Origin of the sequence: Jiangella endophytica (genome assembly GCF_003427025.1) — a bacterium.
Lineage (GTDB): Bacteria > Actinomycetota > Actinomycetes > Jiangellales > Jiangellaceae > Jiangella > Jiangella endophytica.
Map to the genome: position 1 here is coordinate 441,022 of NZ_QVAI01000004.1, position 25,006 is coordinate 466,027.

The window sequence follows — 25,006 nt, forward strand, 5'->3', positions numbered from 1 at the left end:
CCGGATGCGGGCGATCACTGGGTGTCCTTCTCTCGGCGGCCGAAGAACACGAACTGGAGGACGCTCAAGAGCAGCGTCGCGATCAGCAGCACGTACGACAGCGCCGACGCGAAGCCCAGCTCCAGCTTGCGGAACCCGGACTCGTAGATCTCCATGACGATGGTCTGGGTGTTGCCGTACGGCCCGCCGCCGGTCATCACGTAGATCTGGTCGAACGCCTGCAGCGCCGCGATCATCGCGAACACCAGCACGAACGCCAGCGTGTTCGACAGCAGCGGCAGCGTCACGTTGGTGAAGCGCCGCCATGGTCCGGCGCCGTCGACCTTCGCCGCCTCGTACAGGGAGCCCGGGATGTCCTGCAGCCCGGCGAGGAAGATCACCAGGTAGAAGCCGAAGTTCTTCCAGACCGCGACCAGCGCCACCGCCGGCATCGCCAGCTGCGGATCCTCGAGCACGTTGCCCAGCTGCAGGCCGACGCCGCCCAGCCAGTGGTTGAGCAGCCCGACCTGCGGGTCGATGAGGTACGTCCACGCGTAGGCGGCGACCGCCAGCGACACCACGAACGGCACGAACAGCGCGGTGCGGAAGAACCCGCGGAACGGCAGCGCCGGGCTGTTCAGCACCAGCGCCAGGACGAGCGCCGCGATCACCGCCGTCGGGGTGAACAGCACGGTGTACCAGAGCGTGTTCCTGACGGCGTCGAACAGGTCGGGGTCGGTGAACACCTGGACGTAGTTGTCGAACCCGACCCATTCGGCCTCGCCGAAGCCGCTGGCGTCGGTGAACGAGGTGCGCAGCGCCGACAGCATCGGCCAGGCGACGAAGACGGTGAGGATCAGCAGGGCCGGGGCGAGGAAGGCCAGCGCGGTGGCGCCGCGCCGGCCGCCTCGCCGGCCCCCGGGCGCTACCCGCCGCCCGCCCAGTGGCGCGGGCGGCCGGTAGCGCCGTCGTGGTGCGGTGAGGGACACGGGGCCTACCCGACGGCCGATTCGATCTCGGCCTGGGCCTCGGACAGCAGCGTGCCGATGTCCTCGCCGGCCATCGCCCGCTGCGTCAGCTCGTCCACGGCGGTGAGCACGTCGACGCTGTTGACGACGCCGGGCAACAGCGGCCGGCCGAACTCGGCCTGCTCGGTGAGCGCCGCGACCACCGGGTTCTCGGCGACCGCGTCGGCCGCGACGTCGGTGCGCAGCGGCGGCCAGCCGGAGCCGAGCGACCACGTGACGGCGTTCTCCTGGTCGAGGAAGTAGCTGAAGAACTGCTCGGCCGCCTCGACGGCGTCGTCGCCGGCCTGCTCGGTGACGGCCATCGAGACGCCGATGGCCGACGCGGCCTGCGCCTGCGGGCCGGCCGGAACCGGCGCGATGCCGTAGTCGATGCCGTTCTCCTCCGAGATCGACGCCATCCACGGGCCGCCCAGGTACATCGCGGCCTTGCCGCTGCTGAACAGGCCGTCGCCCGCGATGCCGTCGACGCCGGTGGGCGAGATCTTGTCCACGGCGATCGCCTGGTACCAGAACTCCAGCGTCGCGCGGTTCTCCGGCGAGTCGATGACGACGTCCGTGCCGCCCTCGACGATGTCGCCGCCGCCTCCGTAGAAGAGGCTCGGCCAGACGCCGTTGGCGACGGTGGCGTGGTCCGGGATCGCCGCGCCGTACTGCTCCGGCGTGCCGTCGCCGTTCTGGTCGACGGTGAGCGCGCGGGCCGTCTCGACCCAGTCGTCCCAGGTGGCCGGCGGTTCGGTGATGCCGGCGGCGGCGAACAACGCCTTGTTGTAGAACATCGCCAGCGGAACGAACCCGGTCGGCACGCCGTAGCGGGTGCCCTCGACCGTCACCATCTCCACGGCACCCGGGTTGAGCTGCGCGGTGTTGCTGTCCGGGTCGTCGTAGAAGTCGTCGAGCTCCACGAACGCACCGCGGTCGGCGTAGACGGGCAGCCGCTCGGCCGGCATCGCGACGATGTCCGGGCCGTTCCCGGCCGACAGCGCCGGCAGCAGGGTGTCGTCGATGACGTCCCACGGGTTGATCTCGGTGCTGATCACGACCTCGTCCTGCGAGGCGTTGAAGTCGTCCACGAGCTGCTCGAGCACATCGCCGTCGGCCTCGGTGTACCCGTGCCAGAAGGTGAGCTCGACGGGGCCGCCGGCGGAGTCGCCGCTCGAGTCGTCGTCGCCGCCACAGGCCGTCAGGCCGATGGCCAAGGCGAGGGCGAGCCCCAAGGTGAGGCGGTTGCGTGTCATGGTGCATTCCTTCTCGACAGTGAGATGATCATGACCTTACAACGTTGTAAGGTTCAGGATGGGGAACGCGCCGGAAGATGTCAAGCCGGTTCAGCCCTGCGGCTGGAGCGCGCCCGTCGACTCGCGTTCGACGATGCGGTAGGCCGAACGCAGCTCGCGCCGCGGCTCCTCGGGCCCTTTCTCGATGCGATCCAGCAGCACGTCGACGGCCAGCCGGGCGATCTCGCGCCGGCCGGGGTCGACCGTGCTCAGGCTGGGCAGCGAGTACTTGCCCTCGTCGACGTCATCGAAGCCGATGATCGCGACGTCGGCCGGCACCCGGATGCCCTGCTCCTGCATGACCCGCAGCGCGCCGAGCGCCAGCTCGTCGTTGAGCGCGAAGACCGCGTCGAACTCGACGCCGCGTTCGAGCAGCGACCGCATCGCCTCGGCGCCGTTGATGCGGTGCCACGGCCCGGCGTCGACGACCAGCGCCTCGTCGTAGGCGATGCCGCGCGCGTCGAGCGCCGCGCGGTAGCCGCGCAGCCGCAGGCCGGCCGAGCCGATGACCTCGCCCTCGTGCGCGCCGATGACGGCGACGCGCCGCCGGCCGAGGTCGAGCAGGTGATCGGTGGCGGCCCGGGCGGCGTCGACGTTCTCCATGGTGACGTGGTCGACCGGGCCGTCGAAGATGCGCTCGCCGAGCAGCACCAGCGGGAAGTCGACGGCGAGCAGCCCGCCGTCGTCGTTGCTCAGGCCCAGCGGGCTGAACAGCAGGCCGTCGGTCAGCTGCCGCCGCGACCCGGACAGGACGTCCAGCTCGCGCCGGCGGTCGCCGCCGGTCTGCTCGATGACGACGACGACGTCGCGCTGCTCGGCGGCGGTGATGACCTCGTCGGCCAGCTGGGCGAAGTAGGCGAGGCTGAGCTCCGGGACGGCGAGGCCGATGGCGCCGGTGCGACCGGAGCGCAGGCTGCGCGCCTGACGGTTCGGCCGGTAGCCCAGCTCGTCGATGGCGGCCTGCACCTTGGCGCGCGTGGTGTCGGAGACGTACGGATGGTCGTTGACGACATTCGACACGGTCTTGAACGACACACCCGCGAGCCGGGCGACATCACGCAGCGTCGCTGTCATGTGCACACGGTAACCGTTGACACCAGCACTGACCCAACTCTAGGGTGCTGATCAACACCGGTGTTACAACGTTGTATGGCGCCTGGCCTTACAACGTTGCATGACTGAGCCCGCACCCATCAGAGGAGAGTCATGTCCACCGTTGTCCGCAGCCCACGCCGCCGTGCGCTGGCCGCTCTCGCCGCTGTCGCCGCGCTTGCGGCAGCCGCCCTCGCCGCAGCGCCCGATCCCACCGCCACCGCCGTCACCACCGGGAACGGCGCTCTCGTCTACTCCCCCGCCGCCGGCACCTCGTTCGACCCGGAGGGCAACCGGCCGGTCGGCACCACCTATGCCAAGGTGATCACGCTCAAGCACAACGGCTCCGCCAACGGCACCCAGCTGGTGACGTTCGACCAGCTGGTGCTCGTGGGCGGCGTGCAGGTCTACCCGATCCACCGCAGCACCGACGGCGGCACCAGCTGGAGCAAGATCGCCGACGTCGCGCCCAGTGCGACCTTCCCCACGCTCACCCGCACCGCGCAGCCGTTCCTCTACGAACTGCCGCAGCAGGTCGGCGCCTTGCCGGCCGGGACCATCCTGCTGGCCGGGATGATCATGCCGGCGGACCGGTCGAGCAGCCGCTTGGTGGTCTACAAGAGCCAGGACCGCGGCGTCACCTGGTCCTATCTCAGCACCATCGACACCGGTGGGCCGGCGGTCTACGACCCCAGCCCGACGTCGACCACCACCACCGTCTGGGAGCCGGCACTCGCCGTGGACGGCCAGGGCGGGCTGGTGGCCTACTTCTCCGACGAGCGGCAGAAGCCGAACGGCGTGCTGCAGGCGGTCTCGTACCGGCGCTCGACCGACGGCGGCCTCACCTGGGGTCCGCTGGTGAACGTGTCGGCGCCGGCCGGCACGAACGACCGGCCGGGCATGATCACCGTGACGAAGCTACCCGACGGCCGCTACCTGGCCACGTTCGAGGTGGTGAACCGGCCGAGCCTGAGCCAGAACACGGCGCCGGTCTACTACAAGACCTCCCCCGACGGCCTGAACTGGAGCCCGGAGTCCAGCATCGGGACTCCGGTCCGGCTGGCCGACGGCCGCGGTATCGGGTCGTCGCCGTACGTGAAGTGGGTGCCCGGCGGCGGGCCGAACGGCATGGTCATCGTGTCGTCGAAGTGGTCGCTGGACGCCGGCGGCAACATCAACACCGGCCAGCACTTCTACGTGAACTACAACCTCGGCGAGGGCCCTTGGGAGCGGCTGCCATACGCCGTCACCTATGACTCCACCGACACCCAGGGTGGTGCGTTCAGCGGGTTCGCACAGGGCTTCGACACCAGCGTCGACGGCCGCACGCTCGTCCACGCGACCAACGTCTTGAACACGTCGACCACCTACAACGACGTCCGCGTCGGCACCATCCCGCTGGACTCCCAGCAGTACGAGGCCGAACGGGCGGTGCGCACCGACGCGACGCTGGTCACCCATCACGATGCGTCGAACGGCCAGAAGGTCGGCAACATCAACAACGCCGGCAGCTCGCTGGCGTTCACCGTCCGGGCGCCCGCCGCGGGGTCGTACCGGCTGAACGTCCGCTACGCCAACGGGATGGGCAGCACCAGCACCCACGCCATCAGCGTCAACGGCGGCGCGGCCACCACCATCTCCTACCCGCCGACGGTCGACTGGGGCCGCTACCTCTGGGCGCAGCACACGGTGAACCTCAACGCCGGCGTCAACACGATCACCTTCACCAAGGCGACGTCCTTCGCCGAGCTGGACGTCGTGCACGTCTACCGGACGTCGGCGGCGCTGGACCCGCAGTTCCGCGTCGTCAACCGCACCAGCGGAAAGTTCCTGGAGATCCTGTCCGCGCTGACCACCGATGGCGCCGGCTCCGGCCAGTGGGGCGACACGAACCACGCCACTCAGGTGTGGGACCTGCGCTCCGTCACCGGCGGATTCCAGTTGGCCAACGTCAACAGCGGGAAGCTGCTGGAGATCCCCGGCGCCGCGACCGGTGACGGTGTCCAGGCCGCGCAGTGGGGCCCGACCGGCCACGCCACCCAGACCTGGGTGCCGACGCTGCTGAGCGGCGGCTGGTGGCGCCTGGCCAACGCCAACAGTGGCAAGAGCCTCGAGATCGCCGGCAGCTCCACCGCCGACGGCGCAGTCGCCCAGCAGTGGACGACGAACTCCTGCCAGTGCCAGCACTGGCGACTGGTCCGCGAAGGCATCCAGTAACCGGCCCCCACTCCGATGATCATCAATGATCCAACCATCCATAGGGGGTCGGATCATTGATGATCATGGATCGTTACCGAACCGCACCGCCGCGGCGCTTGTTCCAGATGTCGAACGCGACCGCCAGCATCAGCACCAGGCCCTTCACCACCGACTGCACCGACTGGTCGACGCCCATGAGCTGCATGCCGTTGCTCATCACGGCCATGATCAGTCCGCCGACCATCGCGCCGACGACGGTGCCGACGCCGCCGGTGACGGCCGCTCCCCCGATGAACGCCGCCGCGATCGCGTCCAGCTCGAACATGGTCCCCGCCGCCGGCTGCGCGCCGTTGGACCGCGACGAGTAGATGACGCCGGCGACCGCGGACAGGAAGCCCATGTTGACGAAGATCCAGAAGTTCACCGTCCGCACCCGCACGCCGGACAGCAGCGCGGCGGAGAGGTTGCCGCCGATCGCGTAGACCTGGCGGCCGAACACCGTCCGCTTGGTGACGACGGCATACACGATCACCAGCACACCGAGGATGATCAGCACGATCGGCAGGCCGCGGGCGTGCGCCAGCTGCCACGCAAAGGACATGACGACAGCGCCGACGGCCAGCACCCGGGCGACGAACAGCGGGAACGACTCCACCGGCTGGCGGTAGCGGATGCGCGCGACGCGGGTGCGGAAGCCGCTGACGGCGTAGCCGGCCACCGCGAACGCGCCGATGAACAACGTGAACGCGTCGTACCCCTGCCCACCGAACAGGCCGTTGAGGAAGCCGCTGGCGACCCGCTGGTAGTCCGCGGGGAACGGCGACAGCGAGATGTTGTCGAGCACCTGCAGCGTCAGCCCGCGGAACAGCAGCATGCCGGCGAGCGTGACGATGAACGCCGGGATGCCGACGTAGGCGATCCAGAACCCGTGCCAGGCGCCGACCGCGATCCCGACCAGCAGCGCGGCCAGGATGCCGATCCACCAGGCGTAGCCCTGCTGGATCACCAGCACCGCCGACACCGCGCCCGTCAGCGCCACCACCGACCCGACGGACAGGTCGATGTGCCCGGCGATGATGACGATCACCATGCCGATGGCCAGCACCAGGATGTAGGAGTACTGCAGCACGATGTTCGTGATGTTGCCGGGGCTGAGCAGCACGCCATCGGTCAGGATCGCGAACAGCGCGACGATCACCACGAAGGCGACGTAGATGCCGCTCTGCCGCATGTTGCGGGTCACCAGCGTGCGCAGGTTGCTGGTGCCGGTGTGCAGGGCGGCGGCCTGGGCGCTCTCCGGCTCCCCTCGGTCCTCGGCCGGCGGTCGCTGCGTGCTGGTCATGCGGCGCCCTCCTTGTCCTTCGTCATCAGGGCCATGAGGTTCTCCTGGGTCGCCGCCGCGACCGGCACCTCACCGGTCAGCCGGCCTGCCGCGAGCGTGTAGATGCGGTCGCAGACGCCGAGCAGCTCGGGCAGCTCGGACGAGATGACGACGACGCCCTTGCCGGCCGCCACCAGCCGGTTGATGATCGTGTAGATCTCGTACTTGGCGCCGACGTCGATGCCGCGGGTCGGTTCGTCCAGGATCAGCACGTCGGGGTCGGCGAACAGCCACTTGGCCAGCACGACCTTCTGCTGGTTGCCGCCGGACAGCGTGCCGACGGCGGTCATCACGCTCGGCGTGCGGATGCCGAGGTAGGACCGGCTCTCCTCGGCGACGCGGATCTCCTCGTTGTCGTCGACCCAGCCGCCCCGGCCGGCGAGCTTGCGCAGCGCCGCCGCGGACACGTTGCGGCGCACGTCCTCGATGAGGTTGAGGCCGTACCGCTTGCGGTCCTCGGTGGCGTAGGCGAGGCCGTTGTCGATCGCCTCCGAGACCGACCGCGCCCGCACCTCGCGGCCGCGCACGTACAGGCGGCCGCTGACGTCGCGGCCGTAGGACCGGCCGAACACGCTCATCGCCAGCTCGGTGCGCCCGGCGCCCATCAACCCGGCGATGCCCACCACCTCCCCAGCGCGGACGCCGAGGCTGACGCCGTCGACCACCTTGCGGTCCTGGGTGGGGTGCCAGACGGTCCAGTCCTCCAGCCGCAGCACCTCGTCGCCCGGCACGCTGACGCGATCGGGGTAGAAGCTCTCCAGATCGCGCCCGACCATGCCGCGGATGATCCGCGCTTGCGTCACCTCGCCGTCGCCGGTCCGCAGCGTCTCGACCGTGCGGCCGTCGCGCAGCACGGTGATGGCGTCGGCGATCGACGTCACCTCGCCCAGCTTGTGCGAGATGAGGATGCAGGTGATGCCGCGGTCGCGCAGCCGGCGCAGCAGGTCGAGCAGGTGCGCGGAATCGGTGTCGTTCAACGCGGCGGTCGGCTCGTCCAGGATCAGCAGCCGGACCTCCTTCGACAGCGCCTTCGCGATCTCGACCAGCTGCTGCTTGCCGACGCCGAGCTGCGCGACCGGCGTCACCGGGTTCTCGTCCAGGCCGACCGACGCGAGCAGCTCGGCCGCCTCGGCGTTGGCGCGGTTCCAGTCGATCAGCCCGCCCCGGCCGCGGCGCTCGTTGCCGAGGAATACGTTCTCCGCGACCGACAGGTACGGCACCAGCGCCAGCTCCTGGTGGATGATGACGACGCCGACGGCCTCGCTGTCGCGGATGCCGTGGAAGCGCGCCGGCACGCCGTCGAGCACGATGTCGCCGTCGTACGAACCGGCCGGGTGCACCCCGGACAGCACCTTCATCAGCGTCGACTTGCCGGCGCCGTTCTCACCGCAGATCGCGTGGATCTCGCCGCGCCGCACCGCCAGCGAGACGTCCTGCAGCGCCGTGACGCCCGGGAACGTCTTGGTGATGCCGCGCATCTCCAGGATGGTGTCGCTCATCGCCGGGTGCTCAGCCGTCGGTCTGACCGGCGGCGACCTCCTCGGCCGTGTAGTAGCCGGAGTCGACGAGAAGCGGCGCGATGTCCTCGGCGTACACGGTCTCGACCGGCAGCAGGAACGACGGGACCACCTTGACGCCGTTCTCGTAGGTCTCGGTGTCGTTGGCCTCCGGCTCGTCGCCGGCCAGGAACGCCTCCGCCGCGGCGACGGCCTGCTCGGCCAGCAGGCGGGTGTCCTTGAAGATGGTGGAGTTCTGCACGCCGTCGTCGATCAGCTTCACCGACGCGATCTCCGCGTCCTGCCCCGTCACCACCGACATCGGGCTCGCGGCGGCGCCGTAGCCGGCGTTCTGCAACGCCGTGATGATGCCCCGGGAGAGCCCGTCGTACGGCGACAGCACGCCGTCGACCCGCGAGCCGTCGTTGTAGCTCGAGGTCAGCAGGTCCTCCATGCGGCGCTGGGCGGTCTCCTGCTGCCAGCGCAGGATCGCGACCTGCTCGATGTCGGTCTGGCCGGACTTCACCACGAGCGAGCCATCGTCGATGAACGGCTGCAGGGTGTCCATCGCGCCGTCGAAGAAGAAGTGCGCGTTGTTGTCGTCCAGCGAGCCCGCGAACAGCTCGACGTTGAACGGCCCCGTCGCCTCGCCCGGCTGGCCGTCGGCCGTCCGCAGCCCCAGCCCGGTGAGCAGCGCCTCGGCCTGCGCGACGCCGACGCGGTAGTTGTCGAAGCTGACGTAGAAGTCGACGTTCTCGCTGTCGCGGATCAGCCGGTCGTAGGCGATGACCGGGATGTCCGCGTCGGCCGCCGCCTGCAGCTGGCTGCTCAGCGCCGTCCCGTCGATCGCGGCGATGATCAGGACGTCCGCGCCCTGCGTGATCATCTGGTCCACCTGCTGCGACTGCGTCGGGATGTCGTCGCCCGCGTACTGCAGGTCGACCTCGTAGCCGAGCTCCTGGAGCTGCTCGCGCACCGAGTCGCCGTCGGCGATCCACCGCTCGGAGGTCTGGGTGGGCATCGAGACCCCGATGGTGAGGTCCTCCGGCGCGGCCGATTCCTCGGTGCCGCCGCCCGCGCCCTCGCCGCCACAGGCCGCCACCGTCAGGGCCAGCAGGGCGCCGCCGACCAGCGCTTTGACTCGTGTGTTCACAAGGCCCCTCCCTCGCGGAAACGGGCCATTTGACCCGTCACTGGATCACGTCCGGAATGTGCTGGTTGTGAACGTTAACAGCAGTTTCACGACAAGGCTGTCACGATCCGATAACAGGGCTGTCGGATCGGCCGTGAGTCGCATTTCACATCCCCACGCCGGCGGCGCGGCGCCAAGCCGCCTCTAGGGTCGGCCCCATGCCGCCGCCACGGGGTCCCGTCGCGGCCGAGCCGCCGCCGGGCGGGTACCGACGCGGTTCGGCCGGCTATCGGCGGACCAGCGCGGCGGCGTTCCTCGCCGGCGCCGGCACGTTCGCGCTGCTGTACAGCGCGCAGGCGCTGCTCCCCCAGCTCTCCGCCGCGTTCGGCGTCTCGGCGGCGACGGCCAGCCTGGCGCTGTCGGCGGCGACCGGCGCGATCGCGGTGTCGTTGCTGCCGGTGAGCTCGGCGGCGGCCCGCTGGGGAACGTCGCGGGTGATGACCGCATCGCTGGCCGCCGCGACGGTGCTCGCCCTGCTGGTGCCGCTGTCGCCGTCGTTCGGCCTGCTGCTGGTCCTGCGAGCGGCGCAGGGCGTCGCGATGGCCGGCGTCCCGGCGCTGGCCATCGCCTACCTGGGCCGGACGATCCACCCGTCGGCCCTGGGCGGCGCTGTCGGCCTGTTCGTCGCCGGCAACACCATGGGCGGGCTGTCCGGGCGGCTCATCGCGGCGGCGTCCGCCGACCTGCTCGGCTGGCGGCCCGCGTTCGCCGTGACCGCCGTGTTCGCGACCGTGTGCCTGGCCGCGTTCTGGTGGCTGCTGCCGACGCGCGACGCCGGCCTCGAGCCGCGGCGCGGCGCCGGGGTGTCCGCGCCGCGGTACGTGGCCGAGCACCTGCGCGACCCGGTGCTGCTGCGGCTGTTCGGCCTCAGCTTCGTGCTGATGTCGGCGTTCGTGACGGTGTACAACTACCTGCCCTACCGGCTGCTGGCGGCGCCGTTCGCGCTGTCCGCGACCGCCGTAGGACTGGTCTTCCTGGCCTACGTGCCCGGCTCGGTGTCGGCCGGGGTCGCCGGACGCATCGGCGACCGGTTCGGCCGGCGGGCGGTGCTGTGGGCGAGCGTGCTGCTGGCGCAGCTGGCGGTGCTGCTCACCTGGCCCGACGTGCTCGCACTGGTGGCCGGCGGGCTGGTGCTGTTCACCGTCGGCTTCTTCGGCGCGCACGCGTCGGCCAGCACGGCCGTCAGCGCCCGCGCCGTCCATGGCCGGGCCCAGGCGTCGGCGCTGTACCTGACCGCCTACTACGCCGGCAGCAGCCTCGGCGGGTCACTCAGCGGGCTGGCGTTCGCGGCGTACGGCTGGACCGGCATCGTCGGCTTCGTCAGTTGCGCGATCCTGCTCGCCGCCTGGCTGGTGTCCGGCGTGCGGGCGGGCCGCTAGACTCCCGGGCCGGGAGGCCGGGTGCGGGTTCGCGAGGTGCGCCGCCGTTCCGTGCTGGCCGCCGCGGCCGGCGCGGCGCTGCTGGGTGCGTGCTCGCCGAACCGAGCCGCCCACGACGTGGAGCTGCGGCTGGCCACCGGGCCCGAGGGCGCGGTCTACCGGCGCATCGGCGGCGCGCTGGCGGAGCGGATCACCAGCGCCGTGCCCGGCGCCCGGGTCACGACGGTGCCCAGCCGAGCATCCACCGACAACATCCGGATGCTGCTGAACGACGAGGTCGACCTCGGCCTGACCAGTCTCGACGCCGTCTTCCCGGCCGGCAGCAACGAGTCGCCGGCCGGCCTCTCGGCGCTGTGCCGGCTCTACGACAGCCACCTGCACCTGGCGGTGCTCGCGGAGTCGCCGGTGACCACGCTGGCCGGCCTCGCCGGCGCGCGGGTCGGGCTGGGCGCACTGGACTCCGGGACGGAGTTCACGTCGCTGCGGCTGCTGGCGCAGAACGGCATCGAGATCGACGGGTCGTACAACGCGCAGGCCGTCTCCGCGCAGGAGCTGCTCCGGGGCGACCTCGAGGCGATGTTCTCGCTCAGCGGCGTGCCCACACCCGCCATCAGCCAGCTCGCCACCGACCACCCGATCCGGCTGATCCCGCTCGAGCGCGAGGCCGGCGAACTGGCCCGTGCCTACCCCGGGCCCTACGTGCCCGCGGCCATCCCGTCGACGGCCTACCCGGACGTCCCCGCCACCGGCACCGTCGCCGTCCCCAACATCCTCCTCGTCCGCGACGACGTGCCGGCGGAGCTGGTGTCCGCGATCACCGAGACGATCTTCACCGGCACCGAGGCGCTGGCCGCCGACGGCGGGCCGTCCGCCGGCACCGCAGAACCGGTCCCCGAGGCCTGGCAGATCAACGTCCGCACCGGCATCTCCACCGGCCCGGTGCCGCTGCACCCCGGCGCCGCCGCCTGGTTCCGCGACCAGAAGCGCTGACCCCGTCCCTCTCTCCACTCCCCACCCGCCCTAGCCCCAGCGCCAGCACCACCCCCAGCCCCAGGCCCAGCCCCAGGCCAGGCCAGGTTGATCTTGGAGTTCTTCGGCCACCGCGTCCGGAATGCCCGATAGATGGCCGAAGAACTCCAAGATCAACGCGGGTTGGGGGGTCAGGTGAGGGCGGCGTCGGCGGGCTCGACGGCGACCGGCAGCGCGACCACCGCGGCGAGCCCGTGGCCGCCGTCGCGCGGGAGGCCGTCGGCGAGCCGCAGGTCCCCGCCGGCCCGGGCCACCAGTTCGACGCAGATGGCCAGGCCGAGGCCGGTGCCGGGCACGTTCTGGTGCCGCGGCGATCGCCAGAAGCGGCGCAGCGCCTGGTCGCGGTCGGCCGGGTCGATGCCGCGGCCGTCGTCGCGCACGACGACCTCGACCATCCCCGTCGCGTCGGCGGGTCGCGCCGCCACCTCGACCACGGCCGCGCCCGACAGCCGCAGCGCGTTGCTGATCAGCTCGTCGAGGACGCTGCCCAGCCCGCCGGGCGGCTCGAGCAGTAGCAGCCCGGGCGGGACGTCGACCCGCAGCTCCTGACCCTCGACGGAGGTCAGGGCGCGCCACCGATCGATGCGGGTGGCCAGCAGGGTGTCGAGGTCGACCGGCTCGGCGGCGCGGATGCTCTCCATCCGGGCGCTGGCCAGCAGCGCGTTGAGCATGCGGTGCATCGCCCGCAGCTCGTCGACTGCGACGTCGTAGGCCTGCCGGCCCGCCTCGCCGGACAGGTGCGGACGCAGACTCTCGACGACGAGGCGCAGGCTGGTCAGCGGGTTGCGCAACTGGTGCGACGCGTCGGCGACGAAGGCCCGCTGCCGTTCGACGGCGTGCTCGACGGCGTCCATCATCGTGTTGAACGAGCCCGCCAGCCGGCGCAGCTCGACCGGCCCGCCGCCGGCGTCGACCCTGATGGAGAGGTCGCCGCGGGAGATGCCTGCGGTCGCGGTGTCCAGTTCGCGCACCGGCCGCAGGACCCAGCTCGACACCGGCCAGGCCACCGCCACCAACGCGAGCAGCGGCAGCAGCCCCAGCGCGGCCAGCTGCGCCCACCGCGTGAGGATGCGCTCACGGGTGCGTTCGAGGTCGGAGATCGTGACGACGACGCCGACGACCTCGCTGTCACGGCCGACCGGCTCGGCCACGACGAGCGGGGAGTCCTGCCACGGCCACCAGTCGCGCGACGGCTCCGACCTCGCCCCGGCCAGCGCCGCCTGCACGATCGTCGGCAGCGCGTCGTTGTCGCCACGGGCCGCCTCGAACTCGTGCTCCGAGCCGACGAGCAGGGCGCTGTCGGTGCCCAGCAGGGCGCCCGGGACACCGTACAACTCGTGGTAGCGCTCCAGCTCCTGATCCAGCGCCTCGGTGCGGCCGCCGGACAGCGCCGTCTCGGCCAGTGAGGCGAACCGGCCCGCGTCGTTGAGCCGGTCGACGTAGGTCTCCTGCAGTTCGCGCTCGGCCACCGTGATGCCCAGCGGGACGCCGAGGGCGCCGACCAGCAGCACCGCGAGCGGGACCAGGACGGCGAGCAGGCGATGGCGCACGCGCTACCCGATCAGCTCCGGCTGGTCGGCCGGCTCGTCGGCCGGGTGCTCGGCCAGCAGGCGGTAGCCGACCCCGCGGATGGTGCGGATCGGCACGTCCGCGCCGAGCTTCCCGCGCAAGGCGGCGATGTGGGTGTCGAGGGTACGGGTGGACGCCTCCCAGGACGCGCCCCAGATCTGGTCGAGGATGACGTCGCGGCTGACGACGTTGGGCGCGCGCCTCGCCAGCAGCACGAGCAGCTCGAACTCCTTGCGGGTGAGCCCGACCGGCGCGCCGTGCACCGCCACCTCGCGGGTGCCGGGGTCGATGCGCAGGCCGGCCAGCTCGATCGGCCGGTCCGGATGCGTCTGCGCCCGGGCGGCCCGGGTGCGGCGCAGGACGGCGTCGATGCGGGCCAGCAGCTCGGGCACCCCGAACGGCTTCACGATGTAGTCGTCGGCGCCGGTGCGCAGGCCGCGCACCCGCTCGTGCTCCTCGGACCGGGCGGTGACGGCGATGACGGCCGTCTCGGGTTGGTCGCGCAGCTGCCGGATGACGTCGAGGCCGTCGCCGTCGGGCAGCCCGAGGTCGACGAGCACGACGTCGGCGGGCGCGGCACGCAGCCCTTCGACCGCCGTGGCCACCCGGTGGACGTCGAACCCGGCCTGGGTCAGGACGGTGACGAGCCCTCGCGCCACGCGGTCGTCATCTTCGACGACGGTGATCCGCATACCGGCGCATTCTACGGATTTCCGCGGGCCGCACCCGGGTCCGGACTTTCTTCAGGTTTCTCTGACACAACGCCCGCGCATTCCCGCCAAGAATTGTCGCCACCCACGACCCCACGACGCTGACGAGGAGGTCAGTTCGATGACGAACCTCAGGAAGCCCGCGGTGCGGTTGTTCGCCGCCGTCGCCGCGGTGTCGCTCGTCGCCGCCTGTGCCGAGGACGGCGACACCGCCTCCGGCGGCGGCGCCGACTACCCGGACCAGAACATCACCTTCGTCGTCCCGTTCAGTGCCGGCGGCCCGACCGACACCGTCACGCGGCTGATCGCGGAGCCGATGTCGGAAGAGCTGGGCGCACAGATCGTCGTCCAGAACGTGGAGGGCGCCGGCGGCACCGTCGGTTCCGGGGAGGTCGCCGGCGCCGACCCCGACGGCTACACCGTGCTGATGCACCACATCGGCATGTCGACCGCCCCCGCCCTCTACGCGGACCTCGGGTTCGACCCGATGGCGGACTTCGAGATGATCGGCCTGGTCACCGAGGTCCCGATGACGATCGTGGCGCGCGCCGACTTCGAGCCGGAGACGCTCGAGGACCTCATCGACCACGTCTCCGAGAACGCCGACTCCGTGACGCTGGCCAACGCGGGCATCGGCGCGGCGTCGCACCTGTGCGGGCTGCTGTTCCAGGACGCCCTCGGGGTGTCGCTGCAGGAGGTCCCGTACGAGGGCACCGGCCCCGCCCTGACCGACCTCGTCGGCGGCCAGGTCGACTTCATGTGTGACCAGACGACCAACACGTCGGGCCAGATCAGCGCCGGCGAGGTGAAGGCGTACGCCGTCACGACGCCGGAGCGGGTGGAGAGCCTGCCGGAGCTGCCGACGACCGCCGAGGCCGGGCTGCCGGAGCTGGAGGTCGCCGTCTGGCACGGTCTGTACGTCCCGGCCGGCACGCCCGATGAGGTCGTCCAGCAGCTCTCCGACGCACTCGTCGTCGCGCTGGCCGACCAGGGCGTCATCGACCAGCTGGCCGACCTCGGCACCGCGCCGGTGCCCGCCGAGGACGCGACGCCGGAGGCGCACCGGGCCAAGCTCGAGGAGCAGATCGAGACCTGGGGCGAGATCATCGCCGACGCCGGCGTCGAGCAGTCCTGACCCTGTCCGCGGCGGTGGGCGGCCCTGTCCGTGAGCGGGCCGCCCACCGCTCTTCCACGATCGGAGGTGACCTGTGGAGAACCGACGTTCCCTCCCCGACGTGCTCTCCGGGGCGATCTTCGCCGGCATCGGCCTGGCGTTCGTGGTGGCCTCGCTCGGCTACGACGTGGGCACGCTGCTGCGTATGGGGCCCGCCTACTTCCCGCTGGTGATCGGCGGGCTGCTGGTCGTCCTCGGCCTGGCGATCGTCGTCAAGGGCCTGGTCGCCGGCGAGGCGATCGCGTTCGGCGCGATCCCGTGGCGCTCGGTCGTCATGGTCGTGGCGGCGCTGGTGTTCTTCGGGCTGACGGTCCGCCGGGCCGGCTTCGTGCCCGCGGTCTTCGTGACGGCGCTGCTGACCGCCCTGGCCAGCTACCGCATCAAGCCGGTGACCGCCGTCGTGGTGGCCGCCGGGCTCACGGTGCTGAGCGTGCTCGTGTTCATCGTCGGCCTGCAGCTGCGCCTGCCGCTGCTCGGCCCCTGGCTCACGTTCTAGGCGGCCCGCATGGACCTGCTGGACAACCTCGCGCTCGGGCTGGAGACCGCGTTCCAGTTCGAGAACCTCCTGTACTGCCTGCTCGGCGTCGTTCTCGGCACGGCGGTCGGTGTGCTGCCCGGCATCGGCCCGACCGCGACCATCGCGATGCTGCTGCCGATCACGTTCAGCCTCGAGCCGGTCGCCGCGCTGATCATGCTCGCCGGCATCTACTACGGCGCCCAGTACGGCGGCTCGACGACGGCGATCCTCATCAACCTGCCGGGCGAGTCGTCGGCCGCGGTCACCGCGATCGACGGTCACGAGATGGCCCGCCAGGGCCGCGCGGGACCAGCACTGGCCGCCGCGGCGCTCGGCTCGTTCGTCGCCGGCACGGTCGCGACGGTGGTGCTGGCCGTGTTCGCGCCACCGCTGGCCAGGGCCGCGCTGCAGTTCGGCCCGGCCGAGTACTTCTCGCTGGTCGTGCTCGGCCTGATCGCGTCGATCGCGCTGGCCCGCGGCTCGACGCTGAAGGCTCTGGCGATGATCGCCCTCGGCGTCCTGCTGGGCACCGTCGGGCAGGACATCTACACCGGTACGCCGCGGTTCACGTTCGGCGCGCGCGAACTGTACGGCGGCCTCGACTTCGTCTCCGTCGCCGTCGGTGTCTTCGGGGTGGCGGAGATCCTGCGCAACCTGGAGAACGAGAAGACCCGGACCGCGATGGTGCGCAGGATCGCGAACCTCTGGCCGAGCCGCGAGGACCTGCGCCGCATCGTGGCGCCGGTGCTGCGCGGCACCGGCCTCGGCTCGCTGCTCGGCGTGCTGCCCGGAGGCGGGCACGTGCTGGCCTCGTTCGCGTCGTACGCGGTGGAGAAGCGGGTGGCCAGGGAGCCCGAACGCTTCGGCCACGGCGCCATCGAGGGGGTCGCCGGCCCGGAGTCGGCCAACAACGCCGCCGCCCAGACGTCGTTCATCCCCCTGCTGACGCTCGGTCTGCCGGCGCACCCCGTCATGGCGCTGATGATCGGCGCGTTCATCGTCCAGGGCATCACACCCGGCCCGAACGTCATCAACGAGCAGCCGGCGCTGTTCTGGGGCCTGATCGCCTCCATGTGGATCGGCAACCTGCTGCTGGTGATGCTGAACCTGCCGCTGATCGGCCTCTGGGTGCGCATGCTGCAGATCCCCTACCAGTGGCTGTTCCCCGCGATCGTGGTCTTCGCCGCCATCGGCACCTTCTCGCTCGATCTCAACGCGTTCGACGTCTACGCGGTCGCGGTGTTCGGCGTGCTCGGCTACGTGCTGATCAAGTGCGGGTGCGAGCCGGCGCCGCTGCTGCTGGGTTTCGTGCTCGGGCCGCTGCTGGAGGAACACCTGCGCCGGGCGCTGATCATCTCGCGTGGCGACGCGACGGTGTTCCTCACCCGCCCGATCTCGGCCACCCTGCTCGCGCTGGCCGTGGTCGCCCTCGTGGTGGCCGTGCTCCCGACGATCCGCCGTAAGCGCGAGGAGGTCTTCGTCGAGGACGACTGATGCCTTCGCGCCCCGGCCGCGCCGGTACCCTCGACCTGTGCCCGAGCCGGTGATCCTCATCCGACTGCTGGGTCCGTTCGAGCTGCTCCGCGGCGAAGAGCCCGTCGCCCTGGCCCGGCGCCCCGCCGTGCTGCTGGCCGCGCTCGCGCTCCGGCTGGGCGCGCCGGTCTCCTACGACGCCGCCACGGAGCTGCTGTGGTCGCCGGACGAGCTGCCGGCCAGCCCGCGGCGGGCCATCCAGACGTACGCCTCGCGGGTGCGCGACGTGCTGGGGCGCGACGCCGTCGTCGCGTACGGCGACGGCCTGCGGCTGGACCTCGACCCGGACCGGATCGACCTGCACCGCTTCCGCCGCCTCGCCGGCTCCGACGCCGGGTCGGCCCGCGACGAGCTCGCCCGGCTGACCGAGGCGCTCGGCCTCTGGACCGGCGACCCGCTGTCCGGCCTGGCCGGCGAGCAGCTGGCCGAGACCGAAGGGGCCGCGCTGCTGGAGGAGCTGCTCGGGGTCGCCGAGCGGCACAACGAGCTGCGGCTGCGGCTCGCCGACGTCGACGACCTGTTCGTGGCGTCCCTGCGGCGCCTCGTCACGGACCATCCGTGGCGGGAACGCAGCTGGTGCCACCTCATGCTCGCGCTCTACCGCAGCGGCCAGCAGGGCGAGGCGCTGGCCACGTTCGCCCGCCTGGTCACCGTGCTGCGCGACGACCTCGGCATCGACCCGGGCGCCGAGGCGACGCAGCTGCACCAGCGGATGCTGGCCGGCGACCCGGGACTGCTCGAACCGGCCCGCCCGGCGCCCGATCCCGCGCCCGAGCGGCCCGCCCAGCTGCCCGCCGGTTCCCCGGCCTTCGTCGGGCGGCGGCGGGAGCTGTCCGCGCTGGCCGCACTGCTGGACCAGCCGGCCGACCGGGTCCGCGTCGCCATCGTGTCGGGGCCGGCCGGGATCGGCAAGACGACGACGATCGTCGAAGCCGCGCACCAGGCTCGGGCCCGGTTCCCCGACGGGCAGCTGTTCGCCGAGGGCACCAGCCGCGGCGCCGCGGTGCCCTCGCCCGACATACTTGGGACGTTCCTGCGCGACCTCGGAGTCGCGGCCGACGACGTCCCGCACTCGCCGACCGGCCGCGCGACGCTGTTCCGCACCATCTGCGCGCGGCGCCGGCTGCTGATCGTCATCGACGACGCCCACTCGGCCGGGCAGATCGCCGCGCTGCTTCCCGGCGCCGGCGAGTGCGCCGTCCTGGTGACCAGCCGGCGCCGGCTGGACCTTCCGTCGAACCTGTCCCTCGATCTCGACCTCATCTCGGTCACGGAGTCGCACCAGTTGCTGGCCAGGCTCGTCGGCGCCGACCGGCTGGCCGCCGAGCCCGAGGCCGCCGCCGGGATCGTCGAGGCGTGCGCAGGCTCGCCGCTGGCGTTGCTGATCGTCGGCGGCCGGCTCGCCACTCGCCCGGCGTGGCCGCTGGCGTACCTCCGCGACCGGCTCACCGGGCCCGGCCGGCTGGCAGAGCTGCGCCTCGGCGACCGGTCGGTTCGGGCCGCCCTCGACGCCACGACCAGCACGCTGGAGCCGTCCGACGCGGCCCGATTCCGCGCCCTGGGTGCGCTCCCGGCCGGCCTCGTCGACGTCGAGTCCGCCACCGCGCTGTGGGAGACCGGCCGCGCCGACGCCCGTGACGTCCTCGAGCGCCTCTGCGACGTCCGGCTGCTGGAACCGGCGGCACCCGAGTGCTACACCTGGCACGACCTCATCGGCGAGTACCTCCACGACCGGCCCGGGCCCGCGGACCACGCCGGCCGGCGGCGGATGCTGCGCCAGGCGATCGCCTCGATCACCAACGCCCGCGACCGGTTGCGGCCCCGCGACCGCCCGCACCAGCCGGTGGTCGCCGCCATCGCCGCCGAGGGCGCCGGCATCGCCTTCGCGCGGCGCGACGACGTCCACGCATGGGTGCATCCCCGCATGCCGCTGTTCGCCGGGCTGAACCGCGACGGCCTGATGTCTCCCGACGAGGACCAGGCGGTCGAGGCCGCCGCGTTGGCGCCCAACCTCGACGTCGTCCTCATCGAATGCTGCGGGGCGCGGGACGACGCCGAGGAACTGCTCCGCGCCGTCACCGCCGCGCCGCTACCGCCGGCCGCCTCGCACTTCGTCGCCGCGTCGTGGCAGAACCTCGCCACCATCCACTCCGATCAGGGCCGGTTCGCCGAGGCCCGGGCGGCCGCCGAGCGGGCGATCCTGCTCTGGCGGCGGCTCGGAGATCGCTTCGGCGAGGCGGCCATGCTGAACAACCTCGCCGTCCTGAACGACCGGATGGGCGACCACGCGACCGCCGTCGAGATGAGCCGCCGCTGCGTCGCGGCCGCCGAGGCGCAGCCGGTGGCCCTGCGGATCCGCTGCCAGCTCACCTACGCCCAGCTCCTCGCCCGGCACGGCGATCCCGACGCGGCGCGGGCGGCGCTGGCGGCGGCCCGGGAGCTGTACGTGCCGGAACCGGGCTCCTTCGACGCGCACGAGCTCCGTCTGGCCGAGACCTACGTACAGCTCGCGGACGGACGGCCGGCCGACGCCATCGAGGCGGCCGAGCAGGCGATCGCGGCGGCCCGGGAGATGCGCTCCGACCGGCTCGTCGCGCACTCCACCATCCTGCTCGCCCGGGCGCGGCGGCGGGCCGGACAGGACAGCCTCGAGACCGCCGCCGAAGCGCTCCGGCTCCTGGTCGGCCAGGGCGCGCCCGACGTCCAGGCGACCTGCGAGGCACTCGCCGAGCTGGCGCACGCGCACCGGGCCGGCGGCGAGCTGTTCAGCTCCGACGCCTGCGTCGCCGAGGCGACCCGGCTCGTCGACCTCGCCGGGCTGCGCGGCACCCTCTGGGCCGACGCGGTGCTCGCCCCGTTCGGCCCGGTCCAGTCCATCCGCTGACCCACCCACGCCAAAGTTGATCTTGGAGTTGACCGTGGGTGTCATCGGGCAGATCGCCCGCCCATTCCCCGGCTACTCCAAGATCAACTCGACGGCCCGACCTACTCCCGCGACTCGAACGGCGCGAAGTACGGGTACAGCGGCGCGTCCGGCCCCCACGCCCCCGGCCGGCCGCGGGTGTCCGCCGTCGTGAAGACGGCCGGGGTGGAGGCGGTGACGCCGCCACCCGCGCTGTGCGCGGTGACGATCCACGCGAAGGTGCTGCCCGGCGCCAGGCCCGCCCAGTCGACCGAGGCGACCGACCCCGACGGCACCGTCACCGACCCGATCGGCTCCGACGGCGAGTAGAGCGCGATCGCGTCGGTCTGGAAGGTCGTGGTGCGGGTCTGCAGGTCGACCGGCAGCACCATGTTGTCCTCGGTGCCGTTGTACCGGCCGTCCTGGTCGAACTCGGTCGCCCCGAAGTTCGCCAGCAGCGGCGAGTAGGTGTCGACGATCATCTCCGACCGCTCGACGTCGAACTGCAGCAGCCGGAAGAAGCTGGCGCCGAACTGCAGCTGGTCGTCCGGCTGGTAGCCACCGATCTCGGTGAGCCCGAGCCGGTCCGCGGACACCGTGTAGAACTGGTAGTCCGCCAGCAGCTCCACCACGCCGTGCCCGATCTCGCCCACCGGGGGCCGGACGTTCGTCCCTACGCCGTGCCGGTGGCCGGCCAGCACCAGGAACACGTTCGGGTTGGGGGCCACGACCCGGTTGTAGAGCACCGCGCCGTCGGGCGCGGCGATCGCGGCGTCGCGGCCGTCGGGCAGCGTCGAGGGCATCACGTAGTCGTGCGTGAGCAGGATGCCGTTGCGGTCCGGGAACCGCTGGAAGACCGAGTTGGCCCAGTCGACCTCCTCCTTGGTGACGCCGAACGAGAGGCCGACGACGACGAAGTCCAGGCCGCCGGCCGAGAACAGGTCGTAGTGGTTCTGGTTGTCGCCCTCGCGCCACGGGCCGCCGTACTCCGCCTGCTCCCACTGGTCGTCGGCGGCGGCGTAGCGGTCCGGGCCGAAGTACTGGTTGTACAGCGCCTCGGGTCCGGTCTCGCGGCCGCCCTGGTTGTCGTGGTTGCCGGCGACGACGCCGTTCGGGATGCCCGCGCCGTCGAGCACGCCCTGCTGCTCCGAGGAGAACTCGAACTCGCCGATGACCTGCTGGCGCATCGGCTCGTCCAGCGGCGGCCGGGTGTTGTTCTCGATGATGTCGCCGGTGTGCGCCGCGTAGGCGACCTTGCGCTCCTCGGCGTTCTCGACGACCCAGTCGACGATGCCCCGGTAGGCCGAGGCCCAGACGGCCCGCTCCTCCGCGGTCTCCTGCTCCACCGCACCCTCGGACAGGTACTGGGTGTCGGTGAAGTGGACGATGGAGAAGTCGTAGCTGTCCGGGTCGGCGAAGCCGTTCGGGTCGCCGTCCACGATGTCGTCGGCGAACGGGTCCTCGCCGGTGACGAGGACGTTGACGCGGTTGCGGTCGACGTACGTCGCCTCGATCGTCGCGGACAGCGCGGTGTTGCCCTCGGCGGCGCCCCGAGCACTGGTCAGCGCGTCCCACGCCTGCGTCTCGGCGTTCCAGGCGTGCAGCGTGACCAGCCGCTCCGGGTCGACGACGCCCTCCCAGCGCACGAACGGCGCGTCGACGTTCTTCCGTACGCGGATGTCGAAGCGCTGGTAGCTGATGTCGCGGCTGGCCGGCGCGGCGACCGTGCGGCCGTCCAGCGGGGCGAGGTCCTTCGTCTGGACCGGCCGCTCCCCCGGCACCCGCGGCGTCGTCGGCATGGTGTCCGTGCTCCCCTGCCAGGCGGTGTTCGCGGTGGCCACCTCGGCCTGCGCGAACGACGTCGTCACATCGCCGCCACCGGGCGTGGCGACCCGCGCCGACAGCGTGACGGACTCGCCGACGCCGATGCTGCCCGACGCCGGGCTCGTCTCGGCGGGGACGTCCGGGATGCCGGCGCTGGTGAAGACGATCTCGCGGACCGCCGTGTTGCCGAGCACGTCGGTGCCGGTGACGGCCAGCGTGTGCTCGCCCGGCGCCAGGCCGGGTCCGATCGGCGCGCCGAGCGCGACCGCCGTGCCGTCCAGCACGACCTCCGGGCCGGTCTGCACTCCCGAGGCGTCCTCGAGCTGGACGTCCAGCACCACCGCCGACGTGATCGTCCCGCCCTCGGCCGGCGTGCTCACCGTCACCTCGGGCGCGGTGTTGTCGGTGACGAGCTGCCGGGTGGCGACCTCGCCGGTGGTGGACGACGCGGCGATGGTGTGCGCGCCGTCCGGCAGCGCGGTGGTGTCGACGTCGGCGCGCAGGCCGCGGGCCGGCGCGTCGACGAGGAAGTGCAGGTCGACCTCGCGCAGCGGGTTCACGGTGGAGCCGCAGTCTCCGTCGCCCATCCCGTAGCTGGGCAGGGCGTGGTGCTGCGTGGCCGTGCCCTCCGCGGGCGTGAGTGTCACGTTGCTGACGGCGAAGTCGTCGCGGTTGTTGCCGCAGCCGGTGGCGAACGTGCCGGTGACGAGGTCGATGGTGTTCCAGCCCGGCTGCAGCCACTCGTTCGGGATGGTGACGTCGACGCGCTGGCTGACGTAGTCGCCGCCCAGCTCGACCTTCATGCCGTTGACCAGCAGATGGTTGCGGTAGCGCGCCTCGATCGAGTTGCTGCCCACGTCGAAGCTGACGCTGGCCAGGCCCGACCCGAGGGTCTCGCGGGCCGCCGCCGCGGGCGCGTCCACGACGTAGCGCAGCTCGACCTCGCGCAGGGCCGTCGTGCTGCTGCCGCATGTCCCGTCGCCCATCACGTACGACGGCTCGATGCCCTGACCCGCCGCGGTGCCGTCGGGGACGACCAGCTCGAGGTTCGCGACGGCGAAGTCGTCGCGGTTGACGCCGCAGGTCGACTGGACACCGCCGGTGACGAAGGTGATGACGTTCTCGCCGGGGACGAGGAACTGGTTCGGGATCGCGATGTCGACCCGCTGGCTGACGTAGTCGCCCCCCAGCTCGATCCGCTTGCCGTTGACCAGGAGGTGGTTGTGGTAGCGCGCCTCGATCGAGTTGCTGCCGACGTCGAAGCTGAACGTCGACACGCCCGTGCCCAGCGTCGGCCGGGTGACCGGCTCGGCGCCGTCGACGGTGAGCGCCGGCACCGCGCCGGACGTTCCGGCCGGGAACGACGCGAACACCGGCTGCGTGCCGGCGGTGAGGGTGCCGTCGGCCGGCGCGACGTGAGGGGCGCCGGTCGGGGCGTTGTTCACCGTGACGGCGTGCGTAGTGGCGGCGCCGGAGGTGGTCCGGGCGACGATCTCGTGCGGCCCGTTCGCCAGCGTCGTCGTGTCGACCTCGGCGGTGAGGCCGGTCGTGCGCTGCGGGTCGCCGTCGACGACGAACGTCAGCTCGGCGTTGAGTAGCAGCGACGTGTTCGAGCCGCAGTTGCCGTCGCCGAAGGCGTAGCTGAACTCGTTGGCGTCGCCGTCCGCGGCCCCGCCGATCAGGTCGAGGCTGAAGTCGGAGAGCACGAAGTCGTCGTGGTTCACGCCGCAGCTCGTGGTGATGGTGCCCGCGACCACCTCGACGGTGTTCTGCCCGGGCACGAGGTGCTCGTTCGGGATCTCCAGGCTGACCCGCTCGTTGACGGCGTCGCCGAGCTCGATCCGGTGCGTGTCGTTGACCAGGACGTAGTTGCGGTAGCGGGCCTCGGTCGAGTTGCTGCCGACCTCGAAGCTCAGCGTCGACACGCCGACCGTCGGGGTGGCCTGGACCGGGGCGCCGTCGATGGTGAGCGCGGTGACGTCGTCGTCGGCCGCGACCGGCTCGGACGCGACGGTGACGGTGCCCTCCAGGTATGCGCCGTCCTCCGGGGTCAGCGTCGGCGGCTGCGCCGCCACGTCCCGGTTCCGCTCGGCGGCCCCGGCCGCGGCGTCCGATGCGGCCGTCACCGCGTACGAGGCCGGCCAGGTGACACCGACGAGGACGGCGGCCAGCGCGGCCGCGGCCAGGCCGGCCCGTCTCTTGCGTCGTCCGGGACGTGGGGGCAGCGTCATCGGCGGGGCCTGTCTCTCGGGGGCCGGTGTGGGGCGGAGCGCCCTGAATCGTCCCGATCACCGGGAACCGCCGCCGATCCGCTCGACGACACCACGGTGACCGTTGCGTGAACCCTTTGGCCGCGGCCGGTGCATCTGGAAAGCTGTGCGCCATGGATGGGGACCCCGAGACCAAGCCCCGTCCCCGCGGCCTCGGCGGGCCGGCGCTGTTCACCGGCGTGCTCGCCCTGGTCTTCGCGTTCGTGCCGTTCGTCGGCGAGTTCGTCGCCGCGCCCGCGGCCGTCGTGGCCATCGTCCTCGGCCTGATCGGGTTCGACCGCGCCGAGAAGGGCCTGGCCGACGACGGCGCCCGCGCGCTCACCGGCGGGGTGCTCGGGCTGGTGGCCGGCCTCGTCGTGCTGTTCGTCTTCCTCGCCACCATGGGCCCGCCCGACGCTCATTGATCATGGAGAACCGCGGGTTCCGGCCGCCCGGGATCCGCACTTCCCCCTGATCAA

At 72.1% G+C, this 25,006-nt stretch carries 17 protein-coding genes; 8 read left to right on the forward strand and 9 right to left on the reverse strand.

Annotated features, from left to right (window positions below):
- Positions 1-14: 14 nt before the first annotated feature.
- The 3 genes from DZA62_RS11410 to DZA62_RS11420 form a co-directional block, all read right to left on the reverse strand.
- The gene (locus DZA62_RS11410) at positions 15-968 is read right to left on the reverse strand and encodes a carbohydrate ABC transporter permease (protein WP_116948995.1); all 954 of its coding nucleotides are present in this window, start codon (positions 966-968) and stop codon (positions 15-17) included.
- A 5-nt stretch (positions 969-973) separates the two neighbouring features.
- Positions 974-2,242 carry an ABC transporter substrate-binding protein gene (locus DZA62_RS11415; RefSeq protein ID WP_116948996.1) on the reverse strand — a complete coding sequence of 423 codons (1,269 nt, stop codon included), beginning with the start codon at positions 2,240-2,242 and terminating at the stop codon, positions 974-976.
- 90 nt (positions 2,243-2,332) lie between these two features.
- On the reverse strand, positions 2,333-3,355 hold the full coding sequence (locus tag DZA62_RS11420; protein ID WP_116948997.1) for a LacI family DNA-binding transcriptional regulator: 1,023 nt from the start codon (positions 3,353-3,355) through the stop codon (positions 2,333-2,335).
- Between the two features lie 132 nt (positions 3,356-3,487).
- Here DZA62_RS11420 and DZA62_RS11425 point away from each other — a divergent pair, with 132 nt between their 5' ends.
- The gene (locus tag DZA62_RS11425) at positions 3,488-5,590 is read left to right on the forward strand and encodes an RICIN domain-containing protein (protein WP_116948998.1); all 2,103 of its coding nucleotides are present in this window, start codon (positions 3,488-3,490) and stop codon (positions 5,588-5,590) included.
- Between the two features lie 73 nt (positions 5,591-5,663).
- Here the strand turns inward: DZA62_RS11425 and mmsB are convergent, their stop codons facing one another.
- The 3 genes from mmsB to chvE are packed head-to-tail and all read right to left on the reverse strand — an operon-like array spanning position 5,664 to position 9,602.
- The gene (gene mmsB, locus DZA62_RS11430) at positions 5,664-6,914 is read right to left on the reverse strand and encodes a multiple monosaccharide ABC transporter permease (protein ID WP_116948999.1); all 1,251 of its coding nucleotides are present in this window, start codon (positions 6,912-6,914) and stop codon (positions 5,664-5,666) included.
- Complete coding sequence (mmsA, locus tag DZA62_RS11435) at positions 6,911-8,452, reverse strand: multiple monosaccharide ABC transporter ATP-binding protein (RefSeq protein ID WP_116949000.1); 1,542 nt, start codon at positions 8,450-8,452, stop codon at positions 6,911-6,913. The genes mmsB and mmsA overlap by 4 nt, the downstream gene beginning before the upstream one ends.
- 10 nt (positions 8,453-8,462) lie before the next feature.
- Positions 8,463-9,602 (reverse strand): multiple monosaccharide ABC transporter substrate-binding protein, encoded by a 1,140-nt coding sequence (gene chvE / locus DZA62_RS11440; RefSeq protein WP_116949001.1) that lies wholly within the window; start codon positions 9,600-9,602, stop codon positions 8,463-8,465.
- Between the two features lie 197 nt (positions 9,603-9,799).
- On the opposite strand from chvE, the gene DZA62_RS11445 reads away from it, so the two are divergent.
- Positions 9,800-11,020 carry an MFS transporter gene (locus DZA62_RS11445; protein ID WP_116949002.1) on the forward strand — a complete coding sequence of 407 codons (1,221 nt, stop codon included), beginning with the start codon at positions 9,800-9,802 and terminating at the stop codon, positions 11,018-11,020.
- 21 nt (positions 11,021-11,041) lie between these two features.
- On the forward strand, positions 11,042-12,010 hold the full coding sequence (locus DZA62_RS11450; RefSeq protein ID WP_116949003.1) for a TAXI family TRAP transporter solute-binding subunit: 969 nt from the start codon (positions 11,042-11,044) through the stop codon (positions 12,008-12,010).
- Between the two features lie 170 nt (positions 12,011-12,180).
- Here DZA62_RS11450 and DZA62_RS11455 read toward each other — a convergent pair whose 3' ends face one another.
- Together DZA62_RS11455 and DZA62_RS11460 are read right to left on the reverse strand one after the other, a co-directional pair.
- On the reverse strand, positions 12,181-13,599 hold the full coding sequence (locus tag DZA62_RS11455; RefSeq protein ID WP_116949004.1) for a sensor histidine kinase: 1,419 nt from the start codon (positions 13,597-13,599) through the stop codon (positions 12,181-12,183).
- Positions 13,600-13,602: 3 nt separating this feature from the next.
- Entirely contained in the window at positions 13,603-14,310 is a 708-nt protein-coding gene (locus DZA62_RS11460; RefSeq protein ID WP_116949005.1) for a response regulator transcription factor, read from the reverse strand.
- Positions 14,311-14,449: 139 nt separating this feature from the next.
- Between DZA62_RS11460 and DZA62_RS11465 the strand changes: the two genes are divergently transcribed.
- The 4 genes from DZA62_RS11465 (at position 14,450) to DZA62_RS11480 (ending at position 20,436) form a co-directional block, all read left to right on the forward strand.
- A complete protein-coding gene (locus tag DZA62_RS11465) occupies positions 14,450-15,463 on the forward strand; it encodes a tripartite tricarboxylate transporter substrate-binding protein (protein WP_116949006.1) in 1,014 nt (337 codons plus the stop codon).
- A gap of 73 nt (positions 15,464-15,536) precedes the next feature.
- On the forward strand, positions 15,537-15,998 hold the full coding sequence (locus tag DZA62_RS11470) for a tripartite tricarboxylate transporter TctB family protein (RefSeq protein WP_116949007.1): 462 nt from the start codon (positions 15,537-15,539) through the stop codon (positions 15,996-15,998).
- A gap of 9 nt (positions 15,999-16,007) precedes the next feature.
- A complete protein-coding gene (locus DZA62_RS11475; protein WP_116949008.1) occupies positions 16,008-17,513 on the forward strand; it encodes a tripartite tricarboxylate transporter permease in 1,506 nt (501 codons plus the stop codon).
- Positions 17,514-17,550: 37 nt separating this feature from the next.
- Positions 17,551-20,436: an AfsR/SARP family transcriptional regulator gene (locus DZA62_RS11480; RefSeq protein ID WP_116949009.1), complete on the forward strand. Its 2,886-nt coding sequence runs from the start codon at positions 17,551-17,553 to the stop codon at positions 20,434-20,436.
- A gap of 101 nt (positions 20,437-20,537) precedes the next feature.
- On the opposite strand, the gene DZA62_RS11485 is transcribed toward DZA62_RS11480, so the two are convergent.
- Positions 20,538-24,509 carry a metallophosphoesterase gene (locus DZA62_RS11485; protein ID WP_116949010.1) on the reverse strand — a complete coding sequence of 1,324 codons (3,972 nt, stop codon included), beginning with the start codon at positions 24,507-24,509 and terminating at the stop codon, positions 20,538-20,540.
- A gap of 152 nt (positions 24,510-24,661) precedes the next feature.
- Here DZA62_RS11485 and DZA62_RS11490 point away from each other — a divergent pair, with 152 nt between their 5' ends.
- Entirely contained in the window at positions 24,662-24,952 is a 291-nt protein-coding gene (locus DZA62_RS11490; RefSeq protein ID WP_116949011.1) for a hypothetical protein, read from the forward strand.
- Positions 24,953-25,006 lie beyond the last annotated feature (54 nt).